The sequence below is a fragment of the Streptomyces sp. NPDC054956 genome (genome assembly GCF_053609185.1).
On the sequence record NZ_JBSGXB010000158.1, the window covers coordinates 1 to 17,178 of the forward strand.

The window sequence follows — 17,178 nt, forward strand, 5'->3', positions numbered from 1 at the left end:
GTGCTGGGCTGGACGGCGACCACCGACGCCTGCGGGAACTTCAGGACCGCCTTCTCGGCGGCCTCCTGGACATCGGCGTCCAGGACGGTCTCGATCCGCCCCGGAGTGCCCTCGACCAGCGTCAGCAGGCTCCGCTTGGGCTGGTCGGCGGTGGCCGGCTTGATCCACAGCTCGGCGCCGCCCGTGCCGCCCAGCTTCGCCCCGTACGTCGCGCGCAGCTTGTCGAGCACCGGGCGCAGCGAGGGGTACTTCTCGGCCGTCAGCTCCTTGCCGTTGCGGTCGACGGCCTTGACGGGCGGGCTCTCCGGGGTGCCGCCGCGCAGCCGCTCGCCCTTCTGGAGCTGCGGGTGGATCACCGAGGGCTGCCAGTCGACCAGCGGCAGGCCGGTGGTGTTGCCGCGCACCACGGTCAGCTTGGACTCGTAGGCGAGGGGCTTGGTGACCCCCGAGAACGTCACTTCGGCGGCCACGGAGTAGGTCACCGTGGTCCCCTCCTGCGTGCCGGGGGTGATCACGGCCTTGGTCACGCCCGCGTCGGCCTTGTAGCCCCCGACGTACTCCTGCGCCTCCGCCGGGTTGTTGGTCAGGTCGGCGGCCGCGCGCGCGTCCCCCGCCGCCCATGCGGCGAGGAAGGCCTTGGCGGTCTGCGCCGCGTCCTTGTCGCTGACCGGCCCGGTGCCCTTGCCGGGTGCCGACGTGCCGGAGGCGCTCTGGGTCTTCTCCCCGCCCCCGCTCTCGTCCCCGACCAGCGCGTACACCCCGTACCCGGCTCCGCCCAGCATCGCGAGGAACACCCCGCCGACGATGGCGCCCTTGGCAGCCCCGTTCACTTCACGATCCCCGTCCCCCGTACCGTGGCCCCCTTCCCCGATCGCTGAACGCGTTCAAAGGGCCCTTGGAGTAGACCTTACGTCGAACGGGCGAGCGACCGAAGGCCTTGTTACCGGACCGGAACATGCGAACGGGCGCCCCGTCAGGCCCGGGTGCCGAACGGGGCGTACAGCCGCGCGTGCGCGATGCCCGCGAACGTCATCATCTGTTCCTGCAGGGCGGAGGCCGCGCGGGGGTAGCGAGTGGTGTCCCAGGGCTCGCGCACCCCGCCGGCGGGCGTCCGCTCGAGCCACTCGTCCACATCGTCGATGAGTGCCTGATGGCTGCTGTAGACCGCGTTCGCGAGTGCGGTGACGGCTGCTTGCTCGTCATCGGGGAGCATGAGCCGCAGGACCCATTCGGCGGCCTGCATCTCCCGTATCCGATCGTGAACGGCGTCCCGTTTGTCCTGGAGTTCGCCGTCGGTGCCGAGCGCGCCCTGAACGTGCTGCCGGACGATCCGCATCTGCCGGCGGGCCGTGTCCACGGACAGCACCAGGTCCGAGTAGGCCGCGCGTTTGCGGGCGATCGTCTCGGCGTCGTGGGCCGCACCGTGCTGCAGCCGTGCCACGTTCAGCTGGGAGCGGGCCTGGAGCCGCGAACTCGCCCACGTGGTGAGGGCGCCCACCATCGCTCCGCCGGCACCCAGCCCCGCGCCCACGACCACCGCCCACTGCCCGTCCATGGCGCTGACCATAGGGCGCCCGCGGACCCGGGGGCAGGCCTTTTCACGACGGGCCCGTCGCTCGCGAGCGACGGGCCCGGGGGTGCGGCTGCTAGACCCAGGTGTCCAGCCACATCCTGTTTCTCCAGGAGTCGATCGGGATCGTCTGGCCCGTGTAGATCGGCCAGAAGTAGATGAAGTTCCAGATGATCAGGAGGACGAGGACGCCCGCCGCCACCGCGCCCAGGGCGCGGCGCAGTTCCGTGGAGCCGGCCGGGCCCAGCAGGGCGCCGATCATCATGGCCACCGCCAGGCAGAGGTACGGGAGGAAGACCACCGCGTAGAAGAAGAAGATGGTCCGCTCCTGGTAGTTGAACCAGGGCAGCAGGCCCGCGGCCAGCGCGCACGCGATCGCGCCCGCCCGCCAGTCGCGGCGGAAGAACCACCGCCACAGCACGTACAGCAGCGCGAAGCAGCCGGTCCACCACAGCAGCGGGGTGCCGAGCGCCAGCACCTCGCGCGCGCACTTGGCCGTCTCGGTCGCCGGGCAGCCGTCGGTGCCGGGCGCGGGGGACTCGTAGAAGTAGGAGACGGGCCGGCCCACGACCAGCCAGCTCCACGGGTTCGACTCGTAGGTGTGGCCGTCGGTCAGGCCCACGTGGAACTTGTAGACCGCCGTTTCGTAGTGCCACATGCTGCGCAGCCACTCCGGCAGGAACGAGAGCGAGCTGTGCTGGTCGTTCTCGGCGGCCCAGTCGCGGAAGTACCCGCCCTTGCCGTTGTCGGGGGAGAGGATCCAGCCGAGCCACGAGGTCACGTAGACCGCGATCGCCACCGGCACGGTCGACAGGAAGCCGGGCAGCGCGTCCCGGCGCAGCATCGCCGCGTACGGGGTGCCCGCGCCGGCGGTGCGGCGCGCGGCCGCGTCCCACAGGACGGTCAGCACGCCGAAGAAGGCCAGCACGATCAGGCCGTTCCACTTCGTGCCGAAGGCCAGGCCCAGGCAGATCCCGGCCAGGAGCCGGTACGGGCGCCAGCCCAGGCGCAGCGTTTCCGCGATCCGGGCGTCCGGACGGGTCCGCCCCTCCTCGTCCACCGGGAGCGCCGCCGCGAGCCGGGCCCGCGCCTTGTCCCGGTCGATCACCAGCGAGCCGAAGGCCGCCAGGACGAAGAACATCAGCACCAGGTCGAGCAGCGCGACGCGGCTCATCACGAAGTGCAGGCCGTCCACCGCCATCAGCGTGCCCGCGAGGCAGCCCAGGAACGTGGAGCGGAACAGCCGCCGGCCGATCCGGCACAGCATCAGCACGGACAGCGTGCCGAGCAGCGCGGTCATGAACCGCCAGCCGAACGGATCGAAGCCGAACATCCACTCGCCCAGGCCGATCACCCACTTGCCGACCGGCGGGTGCACGACGTAGCCCGGGTCCAGCGGGAGGGAGATCCCGTCCGGGTTGGCGAGGATCGACTTGTCGATGTCCTTGGGCCAGCTCGCCTCGTACCCCTGGCGGATCGTGGCCCAGGCGTCCTTCGCGTAATACGTCTCGTCGAATATCACCGCCTTCGGGCTGCCCAGGTGGGCGAACCGCAGCACCCCCGCGACCAGCGCCACCACCAGCGGCCCGGCCCACGCCAGCACCCGCTGCCAGGTCTCCGCCGCGGCGGGCGAGACGCCCAGCTGCGTCCACAGCTGTGCGGAGGGCCGCGCGTACGGGGGCACCAGGCGGGTGCGCACGTCCGACTGCCGCTTCGCCGGAGCGGGCGGCACGTAGCCGAAACCGCGCAGGCGGCGCAGCCAGGCCGACGGCTGGTCGGCGGGTCCGGGGCTGGGCTCGGGCCCCGCCGGGAGGGCGGGCGGGGCCCCCGCGGGGCTGGGCGGCGGCGTCGCGGTACTGGTCACCGGGTCATCGTAGGGAACGAGCCTGTGTCAAACCCAGGGGGAAGGGAGCGTGGGGCGTGCCGGTCGGGACGGCTGAGAGGATGGGGCGGTGACCACTGACCAGCCCCGCTCCGCCGAAACCCCCTCCCCGGCCGCCTCCGACGCGCACGGCGCGGGCGTCCTCGTACTCGCCGGGACGCCCATCGGCGACCTCGCGGACGCTCCGCCGCGCCTCGCGACCGAGCTGGAACGGGCCGACGTGATCGCCGCCGAGGACACCAGGCGGCTGCGCCGGCTGACCCAGGGGCTCGGCGTGCACACCACCGGGCGGGTCCTGTCGTACTTCGAGGGCAACGAGTCCGCGCGCACCCCCGAACTGGTCGAGGCCCTGGAGGCCGGCAAGCGGGTCCTGCTGGTGACCGACGCCGGCATGCCCTCGGTCTCCGACCCCGGATACCGGCTGGTCGCCGCCGCCGTGGAGAAGGACATCAAGGTCACGGCCGTCCCCGGCCCCTCCGCCGTCCTCACCGCGCTCGCCCTCTCCGGGCTGCCCGTGGACCGCTTCTGCTTCGAGGGCTTCCTGCCGCGCAAGGCCGGCGAGCGCCTCGGCAAACTCCGCGAGGTCGAGGGCGAGCGCCGCACCCTCGTCTACTTCGAGGCCCCGCACCGGCTCGACGACACCCTGGCCGCGATGGCCGAGGTCTTCGGCGCCGACCGCCGGGCCGCCGTCTGCCGCGAGCTGACCAAGACGTACGAGGAGGTCAAGCGCGGCGGGCTCGGCGAGCTGGCCGCCTGGGCCGCCGAGGGCGTGCGCGGGGAGATCACCGTCGTCGTCGAGGGCGCCCCGGCGGCGGCCCCCGGAGACGTGGACGCCGAGGAGCTCGTGAACCGCGTACGGGTGCGCGAGGAGGCGGGCGAGCGGCGCAAGGAGGCCATCGCGGCGGTCGCCCTGGAGGCCGGAGTACCCAAGCGCGAGGTCTTCGACGCGGTCGTGGCGGCAAAGAATGCGGCACAAAAGGTGCCGTAGGTCGGTAAAGAGCTAACCTGAAAAGCAAAGCTCAGACCGCGCACCGGGCGCTTTGGGCATGACTCGCCCAAAGACCGTCCAACAGTAGACAGGGCCTGATGCGCTCCCGCCCGAAGAGGCGTCCACTGGCAATGGCACCAGTGGAACAAGAGGAGCTGGCATGAGTGAGATCGCCGAACCCCGTCCAGTCGCCGCACCCGCCGCCCCGGCCACCGCCGTACCGACCGTGCACGAGGCGTACGCCTTCGCGTGCATGAAGTGCGGATACGGCTGGGAGCAGGGCTACGAGATAGAACACCACGTCGATGGCTCGGGCCAGCCCTTCATCGTCTACACGGTGGACGGCGAGCGGGTCCCCTCGCCCCTGTCCAACCCGACCTGCATGAACTGCGGCGGGCACGTGGTGCGGATCATGCGCGAAGGCCAGGTCAACTCGGTCGTGGGCATGCTCGACCAGCTGTACCACCACCGCGCGGCCCCCGGCATCGCGGGACCGGTGCCGGCCGGATACACGCCGAGGCCCCCGAAGCCGCGCAAGCCCGCGGCCCGGCACGACGCCCCCGGACCCGTGGCGGTGGAGCGCCCCGGGCTGCTGGCCCGTCTGCTCGGGATCTTCCGCCGGTCATAAGATCGGCCGCATGAGCCGTAGTACGTCGAACGACGCGCCGCCCCCGCTGCCCGAACCGCTCCGGGTGGCGGTCGCCGACTCCCACACCCACCTGGACATGCAGTCCGGCACCGTCGAGGAGGGCCTGGCCAAGGCCGCCTCCGTCGGGGTGAGCACCGTCGTCCAGGTCGGCTGCGACGTCAAGGGCTCGCGCTGGGCGGCCGAGACCGCCGCCGCGTACGACAACGTCCACGCGGCCGTGGCCCTGCACCCCAACGAAGCCCCCCGCATCGTGCACGGGGACCCCGACGGCTGGTCCCGGCAGGGCGCCCGGGCGGGCGGCGGCCAGGCCGCGCTCGACGAGGCGCTCGCCGAGATCGAGGCCCTCGCCGCCCTCGCCCACGTGAAGGCCGTCGGGGAGACCGGGCTCGACCACTTCCGGACCGGCCCGGAGGGCATGGCCGCGCAGGAACGCTCCTTCCGCGCCCACATCGAGATCGCCAAGCGGCAGGGCAAGGCCCTCGTCATCCACGACCGCGAGGCCCACGCGGACGTCCTGCGCGTCCTGCGCGAGGAGGGCGCGCCCGAGCGGACCGTCTTCCACTGCTACTCCGGCGACGCCGACATGGCCCGGGAGTGCGCCGCCGCCGGCTACTACATGTCCTTCGCCGGAACCGTGACCTTCAAGAACGCCCAGCCGCTGCGCGACGCGCTGGCGGTGGCCCCGCTGGAACTGGTCCTCGTGGAGACCGACGCCCCCTACCTGACCCCGGCCCCGTACCGCGGACGGCCCAACGCCCCCTACCTGATCCCGCTGACCGTACGGGCGATGGCCGCCGTCCGCGGCATCGACGAGGACGCGATGGCCACGGCTCTGGCCGCGAACACGGCGCGCGCCTTCGACTACTGAGCCGCCCTCCTCCCGACACCCGTTCCCCTTCACCCGTTCGCCACGTTCCGTGACCGTCCGGCTTTGTACCGTGACGGCCGCTCCGCTAGGGTGCCGTGCCCGAAGCAGCCGGACGGACCAGTGGAGCGAGCGTCGTGAGCGATATGGCCTGGCCCCCCGGTGGACGGGACCCCTGGCCCGGGGACGAGGACTCCGGCGGCGGCGTCGTCGGCTGGGCGGAGGCGATGGCCGCCCAGACCGGTCGGGCCGCCGCAGAACCGCCCGAGCCCGCGGACCCGGAGCCCGTGGTGCCCGAGCCCGCGGTGCCCGCCCCGCGGGACGGCGGGCGTACGCGCACTCCCGCCGAGGCCGGGCCCCGGCGCAGGGCCCGCGGCCGGGCCGCCGCCCCACCGCCGCAGCCCCCGGCCACGGGCCGCCGCCGCCGCACCGAGCCGGCCCCACCGCCGGAGGCCTGGGCCGGCGCATCCGCCGAGGCCGCCGCGCCCGCGGGGACCGGGCGCCGCAGGGGCGGCCTCGACACCGTGCCCGCCCCGGCCGGGCCCGCCACCGGCCCCCGCACCCGGCGCCGCGCGAGCGCACCCGCACCGCGCGACAACTGGCGGCGGATCGTGCCGCAGGCCCTGGTCGTCGCCTTCCTCGCGGGCGGCACCACCGCCTTCGTCGCCGCCGACAAGGCCGTACGCCTCACCGTCGACGGGGTCCCGCGGACCCTGCACACCTTCGCCGACGACGTGGACGGACTCCTCGCCGCCCAAGGCCTCGGCGTCGGCCCCCACGACCTCGTCGCCCCCGCCCGCGGCGAGGCCCTCGACGACGGGGACGAGATCGTCGTCCGCTACGGCCGCCCCCTGCGCCTGACCCTCGACGGGGAGCGGCGCGAGGTGTGGACCACGGCCCGCACCGTGGAGGGCGCACTGCGCCAGTTCGGCATCCGCGCCGAGGGCGCCTACCTCTCCGCCCCCCGCACCGCCCCCGTCCCGCGCACCGGACTGGCCCTCGCCGTCCGCACCGAGCGCAGCATCACCTTCATGGCCGACGGCCGCGAGAGCGTCATCCGCACCAACGCCGCCACCGTTCAGGAGGCCCTCGACCAGGCCGGCATCACCCTCCACGGCCAGGACACCACCTCCGTGCCCCCCGGCGCCTTCCCGCGCGACGGCCAGACCGTCACCGTGCTCCGCATCACCGGCACCCGCGAGATCCGCGAGGAACGCATCCCGTACGAGACCGAGAAGGTCAAGGACGCCACCCTCTTCGCCGGCACCGAGGTCGTCGAGCGCTCCGGCCGGCCCGGGGCCCGCAGGGTCACGTACAGCCTGCGCACCGTCAACGGCGTCAGGCAGAAGCCCCGCAAGATCGCCGAGGAGACCGTCCGCGAGCCCGTCACCCAGCTCGTCAAGATCGGCACCAAGCCGCTGCCGAACTCCGTCGCGGGCGCCGACGGCCTCGACTGGGCGGCCCTGGCCCGCTGCGAGTCCGGCGGCCGGCCCTCCGCCACCGACCCCTCGGGGACCTACGGAGGCCTCTACCAGTTCGACGTCCAGACCTGGCAGTCCCTCGGCGGCAGCGGCCGCCCCCAGGACGCGCCGGGCCCGGAACAGACGTACCGTGCCAAGAAGCTCTACGTGCAGCGGGGGGCGAGTCCGTGGCCGCACTGCGGCCGTACCCTTTATCGGTGAGCACAGCAGAGCAGCAGCCCGAGTCCGAGCGGCCCGAGACCTCGTCCGAGGCCTCGCCCGAGGCCACTCCCGCGCCCGAAACCTCTTCCCTCCTCGGCGCGGCCGACATCCGGGAGCTGGCCGCCGTACTCGGCGTGAAGCCGACGAAGCAGAAGGGCCAGAACTTCGTCATCGACGCGAACACGGTGCGCCGCATCGTGCGCACCGCCGAGGTCCGCCCGGACGACGTGGTCGTCGAGGTCGGCCCGGGCCTCGGCTCGCTGACGCTCGCACTGCTCGAAGCCGCCGACCGGGTCGTGGCCGTCGAGATCGACGACATCCTCGCCGCCGCGCTGCCCGCGACCATCGAGGCCCGCATGCCGCAGCGCAAGGACCGCTTCGCGCTGGTCCATTCCGACGCCATGCTCGTCACGGAGCTGCCCGGGCCGGCGCCGACCGCGCTCGTCGCGAACCTGCCGTACAACGTGGCCGTGCCGGTGCTGCTGACCATGCTCGACCGCTTCCCCAGCATCGAGCGGACGCTGGTCATGGTCCAGTCGGAGGTCGCCGACCGGCTCGCGGCCGAGCCCGGCAACAAGGTGTACGGAGTCCCCTCCGTCAAGGCCAACTGGTACGCGGACGTCAAGCGGGCCGGTGCGATCGGCCGGAAGGTCTTCTGGCCCGCGCCGAACGTGGACTCCGGGCTCGTCTCGCTGGTCCGCCGTGCGGAGCCGGTCAAGACCACCGCCTCCAAGGCCGAGGTCTTCGCGGTCGTCGACGCCGCCTTCGCCCAGCGCCGCAAGACCCTGCGCGCCGCGCTGTCCGGCTGGGCCGGATCGGCCGCGGGCGCGGAGGCCGCGCTGGTCGCCGCCGGGATCTCCCCGCAGGCACGCGGAGAGTCCCTCACCGTCGAGGAGTTCGCGGCGATCGCCGAGCACAAGCCGGCCGCGGAAAGGCCCGCGCTGTGAGCGACGCGGTCACCGTACGGGTCCCCGCGAAGGTCAACGTCCAGCTCGCGGTGGGCGCCGCGCGGCCGGACGGCTTCCACGACCTGGCCAACGTCTTCCTGGCCGTGTCCCTGTACGACGAGGTCACGGCGACGCCCTGCGAGACCCTGAAGGTCACCTGCGCGGGCCCGGACGCGGACAAGGTCCCCCTGGACCGCACCAACCTCGCCGCCCGGGCCGCGGAGATCCTGGCGGCCCGGGGCGGCCTGACCCCCTCGGTCCACCTCCACATCGACAAGCGCATCCCGGTGGCGGGCGGCATGGCCGGCGGCAGCGCCGACGGCGCGGCGGCGCTCCTCGCCTGTGACGCGCTGTGGGGCCTGGACACCCCGCGCGAGGAGCTCCTGGCGATCTGCGCCGAGCTGGGCAGCGACGTCCCGTTCAGCCTGGTCGGCGGGGCGGCGCTCGGCACCGGCCGCGGGGAGATCCTGACCCCGGTGGCCGCGGGAACCTTCCACTGGGTGTTCGCGGTCGCCGACGGCGGCCTGTCCACCCCGGCGGTGTTCCGCGAGTTCGACCGCCTCACCGCGGAGGCGGAGGTCCCCGTCCCGGAGGCCTCCCCGGCGCTGCTGGCCGCCCTGGCCTCCGGCGACCCGGACGCGCTGGCCGCGACCCTGGCCAACGACCTCCAGCCCGCGGCCCTGTCCCTGCGCCCGCAGCTCGCCGACACCCTGGCCGCGGGGACGGACGCCGGAGCCCTGGCCGCCCTGGTCTCCGGCTCGGGCCCGACGACGGCCTTCCTGGTCCGCGACGCCGCATCGGCGGCCAAGGTGGCGGCGGCCCTCGAAGCCTCCGCGACCTGCCGCAGCACCCACGTGGCGAGCAGCCCGGCCCCGGGCGCGACGGTCCTGCCGGCCTGAGTCCGCCGCGGGACCGGTGGGGCCTGCCGGGCCCGTGGGCCCGGTGTCACCCTTCGGTCCGCAGAGCTCACCGGATCGGCCCACAAGACCTCCGCCATCGGATGCACGGACGGTCACCGTGTGATGAAAGCCGCCGACACGCGGCCGTCCGCCCGCCGTGATCGCCCTGGTACTCGGCGGGCGGCTCCCGGTGGAACGGTCCGGCACTTCGCGGAGGGTTAGGCTGAGGGGCTGATCCACACCCCTTCCCTGGAGCGCTCCTGATGGCCGTCAACCTGGTCAATGTCGAGGCAGTCAGCAAGGTGTACGGCACCCGTACCCTGCTCGACGGCATCTCCCTCGGCGTATCCGAGGGGGACCGGATCGGCGTCGTCGGCCGCAACGGCGACGGCAAGACCACCCTCATCCGCATGCTCGCCAAGCTGGAGGAGCCCGACAGCGGTCGGGTCACCCAGAACAGCGGCCTGCAGATGGGCGTGCTCACCCAGCACGACTCGCTCGATCCCAAGGCCACCGTCCGGCACGAGATCATCGGGGACATGGCCGACCACGAGTGGGCCGGCAGCTCCAAGATCCGCGACGTGCTGACCGGACTCTTCGGCGGCCTCGACCTGCCCGGCTTCGGACAGGGCCTCGACACCGTCATCGGCCCGCTCTCCGGCGGCGAGCGCCGGCGCATCGCGCTGGCCAAGCTGCTCATCGCCGACCAGGACCTCCTCGTACTCGACGAGCCCACCAACCACCTCGACGTCGAGGGCATCTCCTGGCTCGCCAAGCACCTCCAGGAGCGCCGCTCCGCGCTCGTCTGCGTCACCCACGACCGCTGGTTCCTGGACCAGGTCTGCACCCGCATGTGGGACGTCCAGCGCGGTGACGTCCACGAGTACGAGGGCGGCTACAGCGACTACGTCTTCGCCCGCGCCGAGCGCGACCGCATCGCCGCGACGGAGGAGTCCAAGCGGCAGAACCTGATGCGCAAGGAGCTGGCCTGGCTGCGCCGCGGCGCCCCGGCCCGCACCTCCAAGCCGCGCTACCGCATCGAGGCCGCCAACGAGCTGATCGCCGACGTGCCGCCGCCGCGCGACAAGTCCGAGCTGATGAAGTTCGCCAACGCCCGCCTCGGCAAGACCGTGTTCGACCTCGAGGACGTCACCGTCCAGGCCGGACCCAAGACCCTGCTCAAGCACCTCACCTGGCACCTGGGCCCCGGCGACCGCGTCGGCCTCGTCGGCGTCAACGGCGCCGGCAAGACCTCCCTGCTGCGCGCCCTCGGCGAGGCCGCCCGCACCCAGGGCGAGGTCCAGCCGGCCGCCGGCACCGTGACCGTCGGCAAGACCGTCAAGCTGGCCTACCTCTCCCAGGAGGTCGGCGAGCTCGACCCGTCCCTGCGGGTCCTGGAGGCCGTCCAGCGCGTCCGCGACCGAGTGGACCTCGGCAAGGGCCGCGAGATGACGGCGGGCCAGCTGTGCGAGCAGTTCGGCTTCACCAAGGAGAAGCAGTGGACACCCGTCGGCGACCTCTCCGGCGGTGAGCGCCGCCGGCTGCAGATCCTGCGCCTGCTGATGGACGAGCCCAACGTCCTGTTCCTCGACGAGCCCACCAACGACCTCGACATCGAGACCCTGACCCAGCTGGAGGACCTCCTCGACGGCTGGCCCGGCTCGATGATCGTGATCTCCCACGACCGGTTCTTCATCGAGCGCACCACCGACACGGTGATGGCCCTGCTCGGCGACGCGAGCCTGCGGATGCTGCCGCGCGGCCTGGACGAGTACCTGGAGCGCCGCCGGCGGATGATCGAGGCGGCCTCCCCGGCGCCCGCCCCGGCCGCCGCCGCCAAGTCCTCGGCCTCCGGGGACGCGCGCGCCGCCAAGAAGGAGCTGCAGAAGATCGAGCGGCAGCTCAACAAGATGTCGGACCGCGAGAGCAATCTGCACGCCCAGATCGCGGAGAACTCCACCGACTTCGACAAGGTCGCCAAGCTCGACGCGGAACTGCGCGAACTCATCTCGGACCGGGACGAGTTGGAGATGCGCTGGCTGGAGCTGGCCGAGGAGGCGTAAGTTCCGGGGCCCTCGCCCCAACTGGCCGGATAACGACGGCATCACGGGCCGGTCCTCCCTTGGGTACAGGGGGAGGACCGGCCCGCCGCAGTCCGACCCGTCAGTGATAGAAAGGTCATCCTCCGACCACCCGAAGCCGAAGGTATGCGCTGATGACCGAGCCGCCCCAGCCGCCGAACCAGCCGCCGACACCTTCCGGTTACGGCCACTTGCCCGGCCCGCCCCAGTCCGGTTCCGGCTTTCCGCCGCAAGGCGAGAACCCGTACGCCCAGCAGCCCCAGCCGCAGCAGCCCCAGCAGCAGGGTCCGTACGGCCAGCAGCCGCCCGGCGGCTACGGTTTCCCGCCGCCCCCGAACATGCCGCCCACCGCTCCCGGCATGTCTCCGGCGCAGCCCGCCAAGCCGAACAAGAAGCTCGCCGTGATCCTCGCGGCCTCCGTCGCCGGCGTGCTCGTTCTGGGCGCCGGCGGCTACTTCGTCCTCGCGGGCGACGGCAAGGGCAAGGACAAGGTCATCGGGCAGGACATCACGCCGCCGCCCACCGACGACAAGGCCTCGCCCTCCGCCTCCGTGGACAAGGGCGACGGCAGCGGCAACGGCAGCGGCGACAAGGAAGACTTCAACGCCGGCCGCAAGCAGGGCGAGGACAAGGTCCTCTGGTTCAAGACCAGCAAGATCGACGGCCCCGGCAGCGGCGTCGACTCCAAGGGTCAGTGGATCGTCGGCGACACCGTCGTCAAAACCGTGTGGAAGTCGGTCACGGGCTACGGCATCGCCGACGGCAAGGAGAAGTGGACCCTCACCCTCCCCGCCGTGATCTGCGGAGTCGCCGGCGGCCAGACCGCGGACGGCAAGACCGTCGTCATGTACAAGAACGGCGAGTCCGACAGCGCCACCTGCGACCAGATGCGGATGATCGACCTCAAGAACGGCAAGGAGGGGTGGTCGCACGAGGTGCCGAAGGAAGGCCTCTTCGACATCTTCACCAACCCCGACCTCGCGCTCGCCGGGGACTCCCTGGTCGTCAACCGGATGGGCATGACCAGCGTCTTCAAGGTCAGCACCGGGGACAAGCTCTTCGACAACAAGAGGGCCGAGGGCTGCCAGCCCGGCGACTTCGTCGCCATGAACAACAAGATGATCGCCATCGCGACCTGCCAGGACGCCGACAAGACCGTCCAGGTCATGGACGCGGACCCGGTCACCGGCAAGAGCACCTGGACCTACAGCCTCCCCAAGGGCGTCCAGGTCAAGAGCGTCTACTCGCTGGACCCGATCGTCCTCGACCTCGGCAACGAGAAGAAGGAACGCTCCATCGTGGTCCTGGGGCCCGACGGCAAGCAGCGCACCACCGTCTCCGGCGAGGGCCAGTTCCCCGTCGGCTGCGGCGGCCTCTTCAACCGGTCCCTGCAGGGCTGCGGCTCCTCGCGGGTCGACGCCAACACCCTTTACCTGCCGACCTCGCCCGAAGCGGGCAAGGCCAACGAGATCGTCGCCTTCGACCTCGGCAGCGGCAAGGAGAAGTGGCGCACCCCGGCCGGCGACGGCCGCACCATCGTCCCGCTCAAGGCGGCCGGCGGCCAACTGTTCTTCTACCGCAAGGCGGAGGCCGACAAGGGCGGCGAGGTCCTGACGGTCCCGGCCGCCGGCGGCACGCCCACCGCGGTCCTGCGCAACCCTTCCGGCCCCGCGTCCGCCGTGGAGAGCTCCTTCTACACCCCGGTCATCGACTACGTGGACGGCCGGATGTTCCTCTCGGCCGACCACCTGCAAGCGCAGAACAAGGACGAGAAGTTCCTGATGGTCTTCGGCAAGTGAGCGCTCCCCCTGAAGGCCGCGTTTCCCACGCAAGGAGATCCAGATGAGTACCCCGCCGCCCCCCAGCCAGCCGCCGTCCGGCGGTTTCGGCGCGCCCCAGGAGCCCCAGCCGGGCGCCTTCGGCGCGCCCCCGCCGGTGCCGCCCACGGCGCCCGCCAAGCCGGCACAGCCCCCGCAGCCGCCGGCCCAGCCGCCGACGGTCCCCGCCGGGCCGCCGGCCGCCCCCGAAACCCCGGCCGCCCCCGCGACCCCGGCCACCGTGCCCTCGGCCCCCGCGGCCGCGCCCTCGCCCGCGAGCCCCGCGGGTGAGCCCGGTTACGGCTATCCGCAGGCGGGCTACGGCTACCCGCAGCAGCAGCCGCAGCCCGTCACCACGCCCATGTACGCGGCCCAGACCCCGGCCGCGACGGGCTCCGGCGGCAATGACGTACGCACCCAGCTGATGATCGTCGGCGCGGCCCTCCTGGCCATCGTCCTCATCGTCGGCGGCGGCTTCTGGTACGTCTCCGGCGACGAGGAGGGCGACGGCAAGCAGCCCGTCGCCGACGGCAGCGCGAGCCCGAGCACCGGCGGCGACAAGCCCGGTACCGAGAAGGTGCCGACGAAGACCAAGTCGAAGACGCTGGTCAACGTCCCGATGCCGGACTCGCCCGAGATCATCCGGATCGACGGCTCCTGGCTCACGGACACCACGTACGTGAAGTCCGACGTGGGCAAGGTCGTCGGCTACAAGCTGACCGACGGCTCCAAGGCCTGGGAGACCCCGCTCAAGGGCAACATCTGCGGAGCCAGCCGCTACGCCTCCGACAACAAGGCGGCGATCCTCTTCGACGAGGCCATGCCGACGCCGGAGAAGAAGTACCAGCCGTGCAACCAGGTCGGCGTCATCGACCTGATCAGCGGCAAGCTCCTGTGGTCCGCCACCTCCACGTCCCAGACCGGCGGCGACAAGCCGGTCAAGTTCGGCGAGGTCACCGTCAGCGGCCAGACCGTCGCCGCGGGCGGCACGGACGGCGGCGCCGCCTGGAACCTCGCCGACGGCAAGGTCCTGTGGTCGCCCAAGACCGACGCCGAGGGCTGCGAAGACCTCGGCTACGGCGGCGGCCCGGCCCTCGCCGCGATCCGCCGGTGCGGCAAGAGCTCGAGCTACACCCTGTACGCCCAGGCCCTCGACCCGGTCACGGGCGCGCCGAAGTTCTCGTACAAGCTCGCCGCGGGCCTGGAGTTCGCCCAGATCGTCTCGACCAAGCCGCTGATCGTCGCGGCGAACGTCAACAGGACCGCCAAGAACGCCACGGGCGTCAGCGACCTCTTCGTCCTCGACGACGCGGGCCAGCTCAAGACGCGCATCCCGCTCACCGCGGGCAACTACCTGCCCGAGTGCGGGGCCACCGAGGTCGAGGACTGCGCCCTCATGATCGTCGGCAACGGCAAGCTCTACCTGCCGACCGAGGAGCACCAGGGCGCCGCGGGCTCGGTCGGGCGCACCAACGAGATCGTCTCCTTCGACCTCGAGACCGGCAAGCAGACCACCGACCGCGCCGACGCCGGCGAGCGCTTCAAGATGTACCCGCTGCGCATGGACGGGTCGAACCTCATCGCCTACAAGTACCCGCCCTACGACGCCGGCGGCCAGGTCGTCTCCATCGACACCAAGACGATGAAGGAGACCGTGCTCATGCAGAACCCGGCGACCAAGGAATCGCAGCGCGCCGAGACCCAGTACCTGCCGGACAGCCACGAGTACCGCTACGCCAACGGGAAGCTCTTCATCGCCCGCACGTCGGTGAGCAGCAAGTCCTCCGTGGCCACCGACCCGTACTACTCGTTCGTCTCCTTCACGACGGGCTGACCCGGCGGCGCAACCGCCCAGAAGCACCCGAAGCCCCCGGAAGGTCCTTCCTTCCGGGGGCTTCTGCGCGGTAACCGCACCGCGCCGTCGAACAAGCGTGTAGCTTGCCGGGGCAGAAGGGTGGGGGGTGGGTTGCGATGGGCGTACGGGTCATGGTGGTCGACGAGCACCGGCTGCTGGCCGAGGCGCTCGCCTCGGCCCTGAAACTGCGCGGCCACCGGGTCCTGGCGGCCGCCGCCCCGGCCGCGGGCGCCGCCGAGCTGGTCATCAGCCGCGCCCCCGAGGTCTGCCTGCTGGGCACCGCCACGCCCGCCGAACCCGGGGTCTTCGAGCCGATCGTCCGGATCAAGCGGGAGCGCCCGCAGATCGCCGTGGTCGTCCTCGGCCCGGTGCCGAACCCGCGCGGCATCGCCGCGGCCTTCGCCGCCGGAGCCTGCGGCTACGTACGCCACGACGAGCGCATCGAGGGCGTGGAGCGGGCCCTGGCCAAGGCGCGCGCCGGGGAAGTCGCCATCGCCCCGCAGCTGTTGCAGGGTGCCTTCGCGGAACTCCTCAACCCCGCCACCCAGCCCGACGACGAGGGCAGCCGGCTCCTGCGGCTGCTCACCCCGCGCGAGGTGGAGGTGCTGGTGCGGGTCGCCGAGGGCGAGGACACCCGGCTCATCGCCGCGGGCATGGCCATCGCGCCGAGCACCGCGCGCACGCACGTCCAGCGGGTGCTGATGAAGCTCGGTGTGGGCTCGCGGCTGGAGGCGGCCGCGCTGGCCGCCCGTACCGGCCTGCTGGAGCGGGCAGGACTGCCCTCGTCGGGGTCCGCTTCGTCCTGATCCGTACCCCGGATTTCCTCGGAGCGCCCTGATCCGGTAAGCCGGTCACCAGCACGCGACGCATCGCGCGTGCGTCATCGCGCGAGAGGCAGCAGCAACGTGGGCACGACGGCATCTTCGAAGTACCTGGTCACCGGTGGCGCCGGATACGTGGGCAGCGTGGTCGCGGCCCACCTCCTGGAAGCGGGCCACGAGGTGGTCGTCCTGGACGACCTCTCCACCGGTTTCCGCGAGGGGGTCCCGGCCGGCGCCGAGTTCATCGAGGGCCGCATCCAGGACGCCGCCCGGTACCTGGACTCCTCTTTCGACGGGGTCCTGCACTTCGCGGCCTCCTCGCAGGTCGGCGAGTCGGTGGCGAACCCCGGCAAGTACTGGGAGAACAACGTCGGCGGCAGCATGGCCCTGCTGGCCGCCATGCGCGGTGCGGGCGTGCGCAAGCTGGTGTTCTCCTCCACCGCCGCCACCTACGGCGAGCCGGTCGGCGGCCCGCTGACCGAGTCCTCGGTCACCGCGCCGACCAACCCCTACGGGGCCACGAAGCTCGCCGTCGACCACATGATCACGGGGGAGTGCGCGGCGCACGGCCTCGCGGCGGTCTCGCTGCGCTACTTCAACGTGGCCGGCGCCTACGGGGAGTTCGGCGAGCGCCACGACCCCGAGAGCCACCTGATCCCGCTGGTGCTGCAAGTGGCCCTCGGTGAGCGGGAGGCGATCTCGGTCTTCGGCGAGGACTACCCCACCCCGGACGGCACCTGCGTGCGGGACTACATCCACGTCGCCGACCTGGCGCAGGCCCACCTGGCCGCGCTGCGCACCGCGCAGGAGGGCGAGCACCTGGTGTGCAACCTCGGCAACGGCAACGGGTTCTCGGTCCGCGAGGTCATCGAGACCGTCCGCAAGGTCACCGGCGAGGAGATCCCCGAGGTCGTCGCCCCGCGCCGGGCCGGCGACCCGGCCGTGCTCGTCGCCTCGGCGCGCACGGCGCACGAGCGCCTCGGCTGGACCCCGGAGCGCTCCGACCTCACGGGGATCGTGACGGACGCCTGGAACTTCACCCGCGACCTGCGCGCCCGTACCAGCTGAACGCGGCCGTCCCGGCGACCGGTACGGACGTCGCGCCCCCGCACCACCCGGTGC

Annotated in this window: 14 protein-coding genes; 11 read left to right on the forward strand and 3 right to left on the reverse strand. The window is 72.6% G+C overall.

Annotated features, from left to right (window positions below; genetic code table 11):
* The 3 genes from ACWGDE_RS23255 to ACWGDE_RS23265 form a co-directional block, all read right to left on the reverse strand.
* Nucleotides 1-830: NTF2-like N-terminal transpeptidase domain-containing protein (locus ACWGDE_RS23255; protein WP_453390928.1), on the reverse strand; the 830-nt coding region annotated here is incomplete at its 3' end.
* A 143-nt stretch (nt 831-973) separates the two neighbouring features.
* The gene (locus tag ACWGDE_RS23260; protein ID WP_453390929.1) at nt 974-1,555 is read right to left on the reverse strand and encodes a hypothetical protein; all 582 of its coding nucleotides are present in this window, start codon (nt 1,553-1,555) and stop codon (nt 974-976) included.
* A 91-nt stretch (nt 1,556-1,646) separates the two neighbouring features.
* On the reverse strand, nt 1,647-3,434 hold the full coding sequence (locus ACWGDE_RS23265; RefSeq protein WP_453390930.1) for a dolichyl-phosphate-mannose--protein mannosyltransferase: 1,788 nt from the start codon (nt 3,432-3,434) through the stop codon (nt 1,647-1,649).
* Between the two features lie 88 nt (nt 3,435-3,522).
* Here ACWGDE_RS23265 and rsmI point away from each other — a divergent pair, with 88 nt between their 5' ends.
* The 11 genes from rsmI to galE all read left to right on the forward strand — a co-directional run bounded on the left by rsmI (nt 3,523) and on the right by galE (nt 17,124).
* Nucleotides 3,523-4,440, forward strand: a complete 918-nt coding sequence (gene rsmI, locus ACWGDE_RS23270; RefSeq protein ID WP_453390931.1) for a 16S rRNA (cytidine(1402)-2'-O)-methyltransferase — start codon at nt 3,523-3,525, stop codon at nt 4,438-4,440.
* Between the two features lie 160 nt (nt 4,441-4,600).
* Complete coding sequence (locus ACWGDE_RS23275) at nt 4,601-5,068, forward strand: hypothetical protein (RefSeq protein WP_453390932.1); 468 nt, start codon at nt 4,601-4,603, stop codon at nt 5,066-5,068.
* A 10-nt stretch (nt 5,069-5,078) separates the two neighbouring features.
* Nucleotides 5,079-5,957, forward strand: a complete 879-nt coding sequence (locus tag ACWGDE_RS23280) for a TatD family hydrolase (RefSeq protein ID WP_453390933.1) — start codon at nt 5,079-5,081, stop codon at nt 5,955-5,957.
* Between the two features lie 143 nt (nt 5,958-6,100).
* Nucleotides 6,101-7,636: a ubiquitin-like domain-containing protein gene (locus ACWGDE_RS23285; RefSeq protein ID WP_453390940.1), complete on the forward strand. Its 1,536-nt coding sequence runs from the start codon at nt 6,101-6,103 to the stop codon at nt 7,634-7,636.
* Nucleotides 7,637-7,743: 107 nt separating this feature from the next.
* Nucleotides 7,744-8,583 carry a 16S rRNA (adenine(1518)-N(6)/adenine(1519)-N(6))-dimethyltransferase RsmA gene (gene rsmA, locus ACWGDE_RS23290; RefSeq protein ID WP_453390941.1) on the forward strand — a complete coding sequence of 280 codons (840 nt, stop codon included), beginning with the start codon at nt 7,744-7,746 and terminating at the stop codon, nt 8,581-8,583.
* Nucleotides 8,580-9,482 carry a 4-(cytidine 5'-diphospho)-2-C-methyl-D-erythritol kinase gene (locus tag ACWGDE_RS23295; protein ID WP_453390934.1) on the forward strand — a complete coding sequence of 301 codons (903 nt, stop codon included), beginning with the start codon at nt 8,580-8,582 and terminating at the stop codon, nt 9,480-9,482. The genes rsmA and ACWGDE_RS23295 overlap by 4 nt, the downstream gene beginning before the upstream one ends.
* 263 nt (nt 9,483-9,745) lie before the next feature.
* Nucleotides 9,746-11,545 carry an ABC-F family ATP-binding cassette domain-containing protein gene (locus tag ACWGDE_RS23300; RefSeq protein WP_453390935.1) on the forward strand — a complete coding sequence of 600 codons (1,800 nt, stop codon included), beginning with the start codon at nt 9,746-9,748 and terminating at the stop codon, nt 11,543-11,545.
* 152 nt (nt 11,546-11,697) lie between these two features.
* The gene (locus ACWGDE_RS23305; RefSeq protein WP_453390936.1) at nt 11,698-13,362 is read left to right on the forward strand and encodes an outer membrane protein assembly factor BamB family protein; all 1,665 of its coding nucleotides are present in this window, start codon (nt 11,698-11,700) and stop codon (nt 13,360-13,362) included.
* 43 nt (nt 13,363-13,405) lie between these two features.
* Nucleotides 13,406-15,214: an outer membrane protein assembly factor BamB family protein gene (locus tag ACWGDE_RS23310; protein ID WP_453390937.1), complete on the forward strand. Its 1,809-nt coding sequence runs from the start codon at nt 13,406-13,408 to the stop codon at nt 15,212-15,214.
* A gap of 137 nt (nt 15,215-15,351) precedes the next feature.
* Nucleotides 15,352-16,041 carry a response regulator transcription factor gene (locus tag ACWGDE_RS23315; RefSeq protein ID WP_453390938.1) on the forward strand — a complete coding sequence of 230 codons (690 nt, stop codon included), beginning with the start codon at nt 15,352-15,354 and terminating at the stop codon, nt 16,039-16,041.
* A 99-nt stretch (nt 16,042-16,140) separates the two neighbouring features.
* Nucleotides 16,141-17,124, forward strand: coding sequence for a UDP-glucose 4-epimerase GalE (gene galE / locus ACWGDE_RS23320; RefSeq protein ID WP_453390939.1), 984 nt, complete (start codon nt 16,141-16,143; stop codon nt 17,122-17,124).
* The last annotated feature ends 54 nt before the right edge of the window (nt 17,125-17,178 follow it).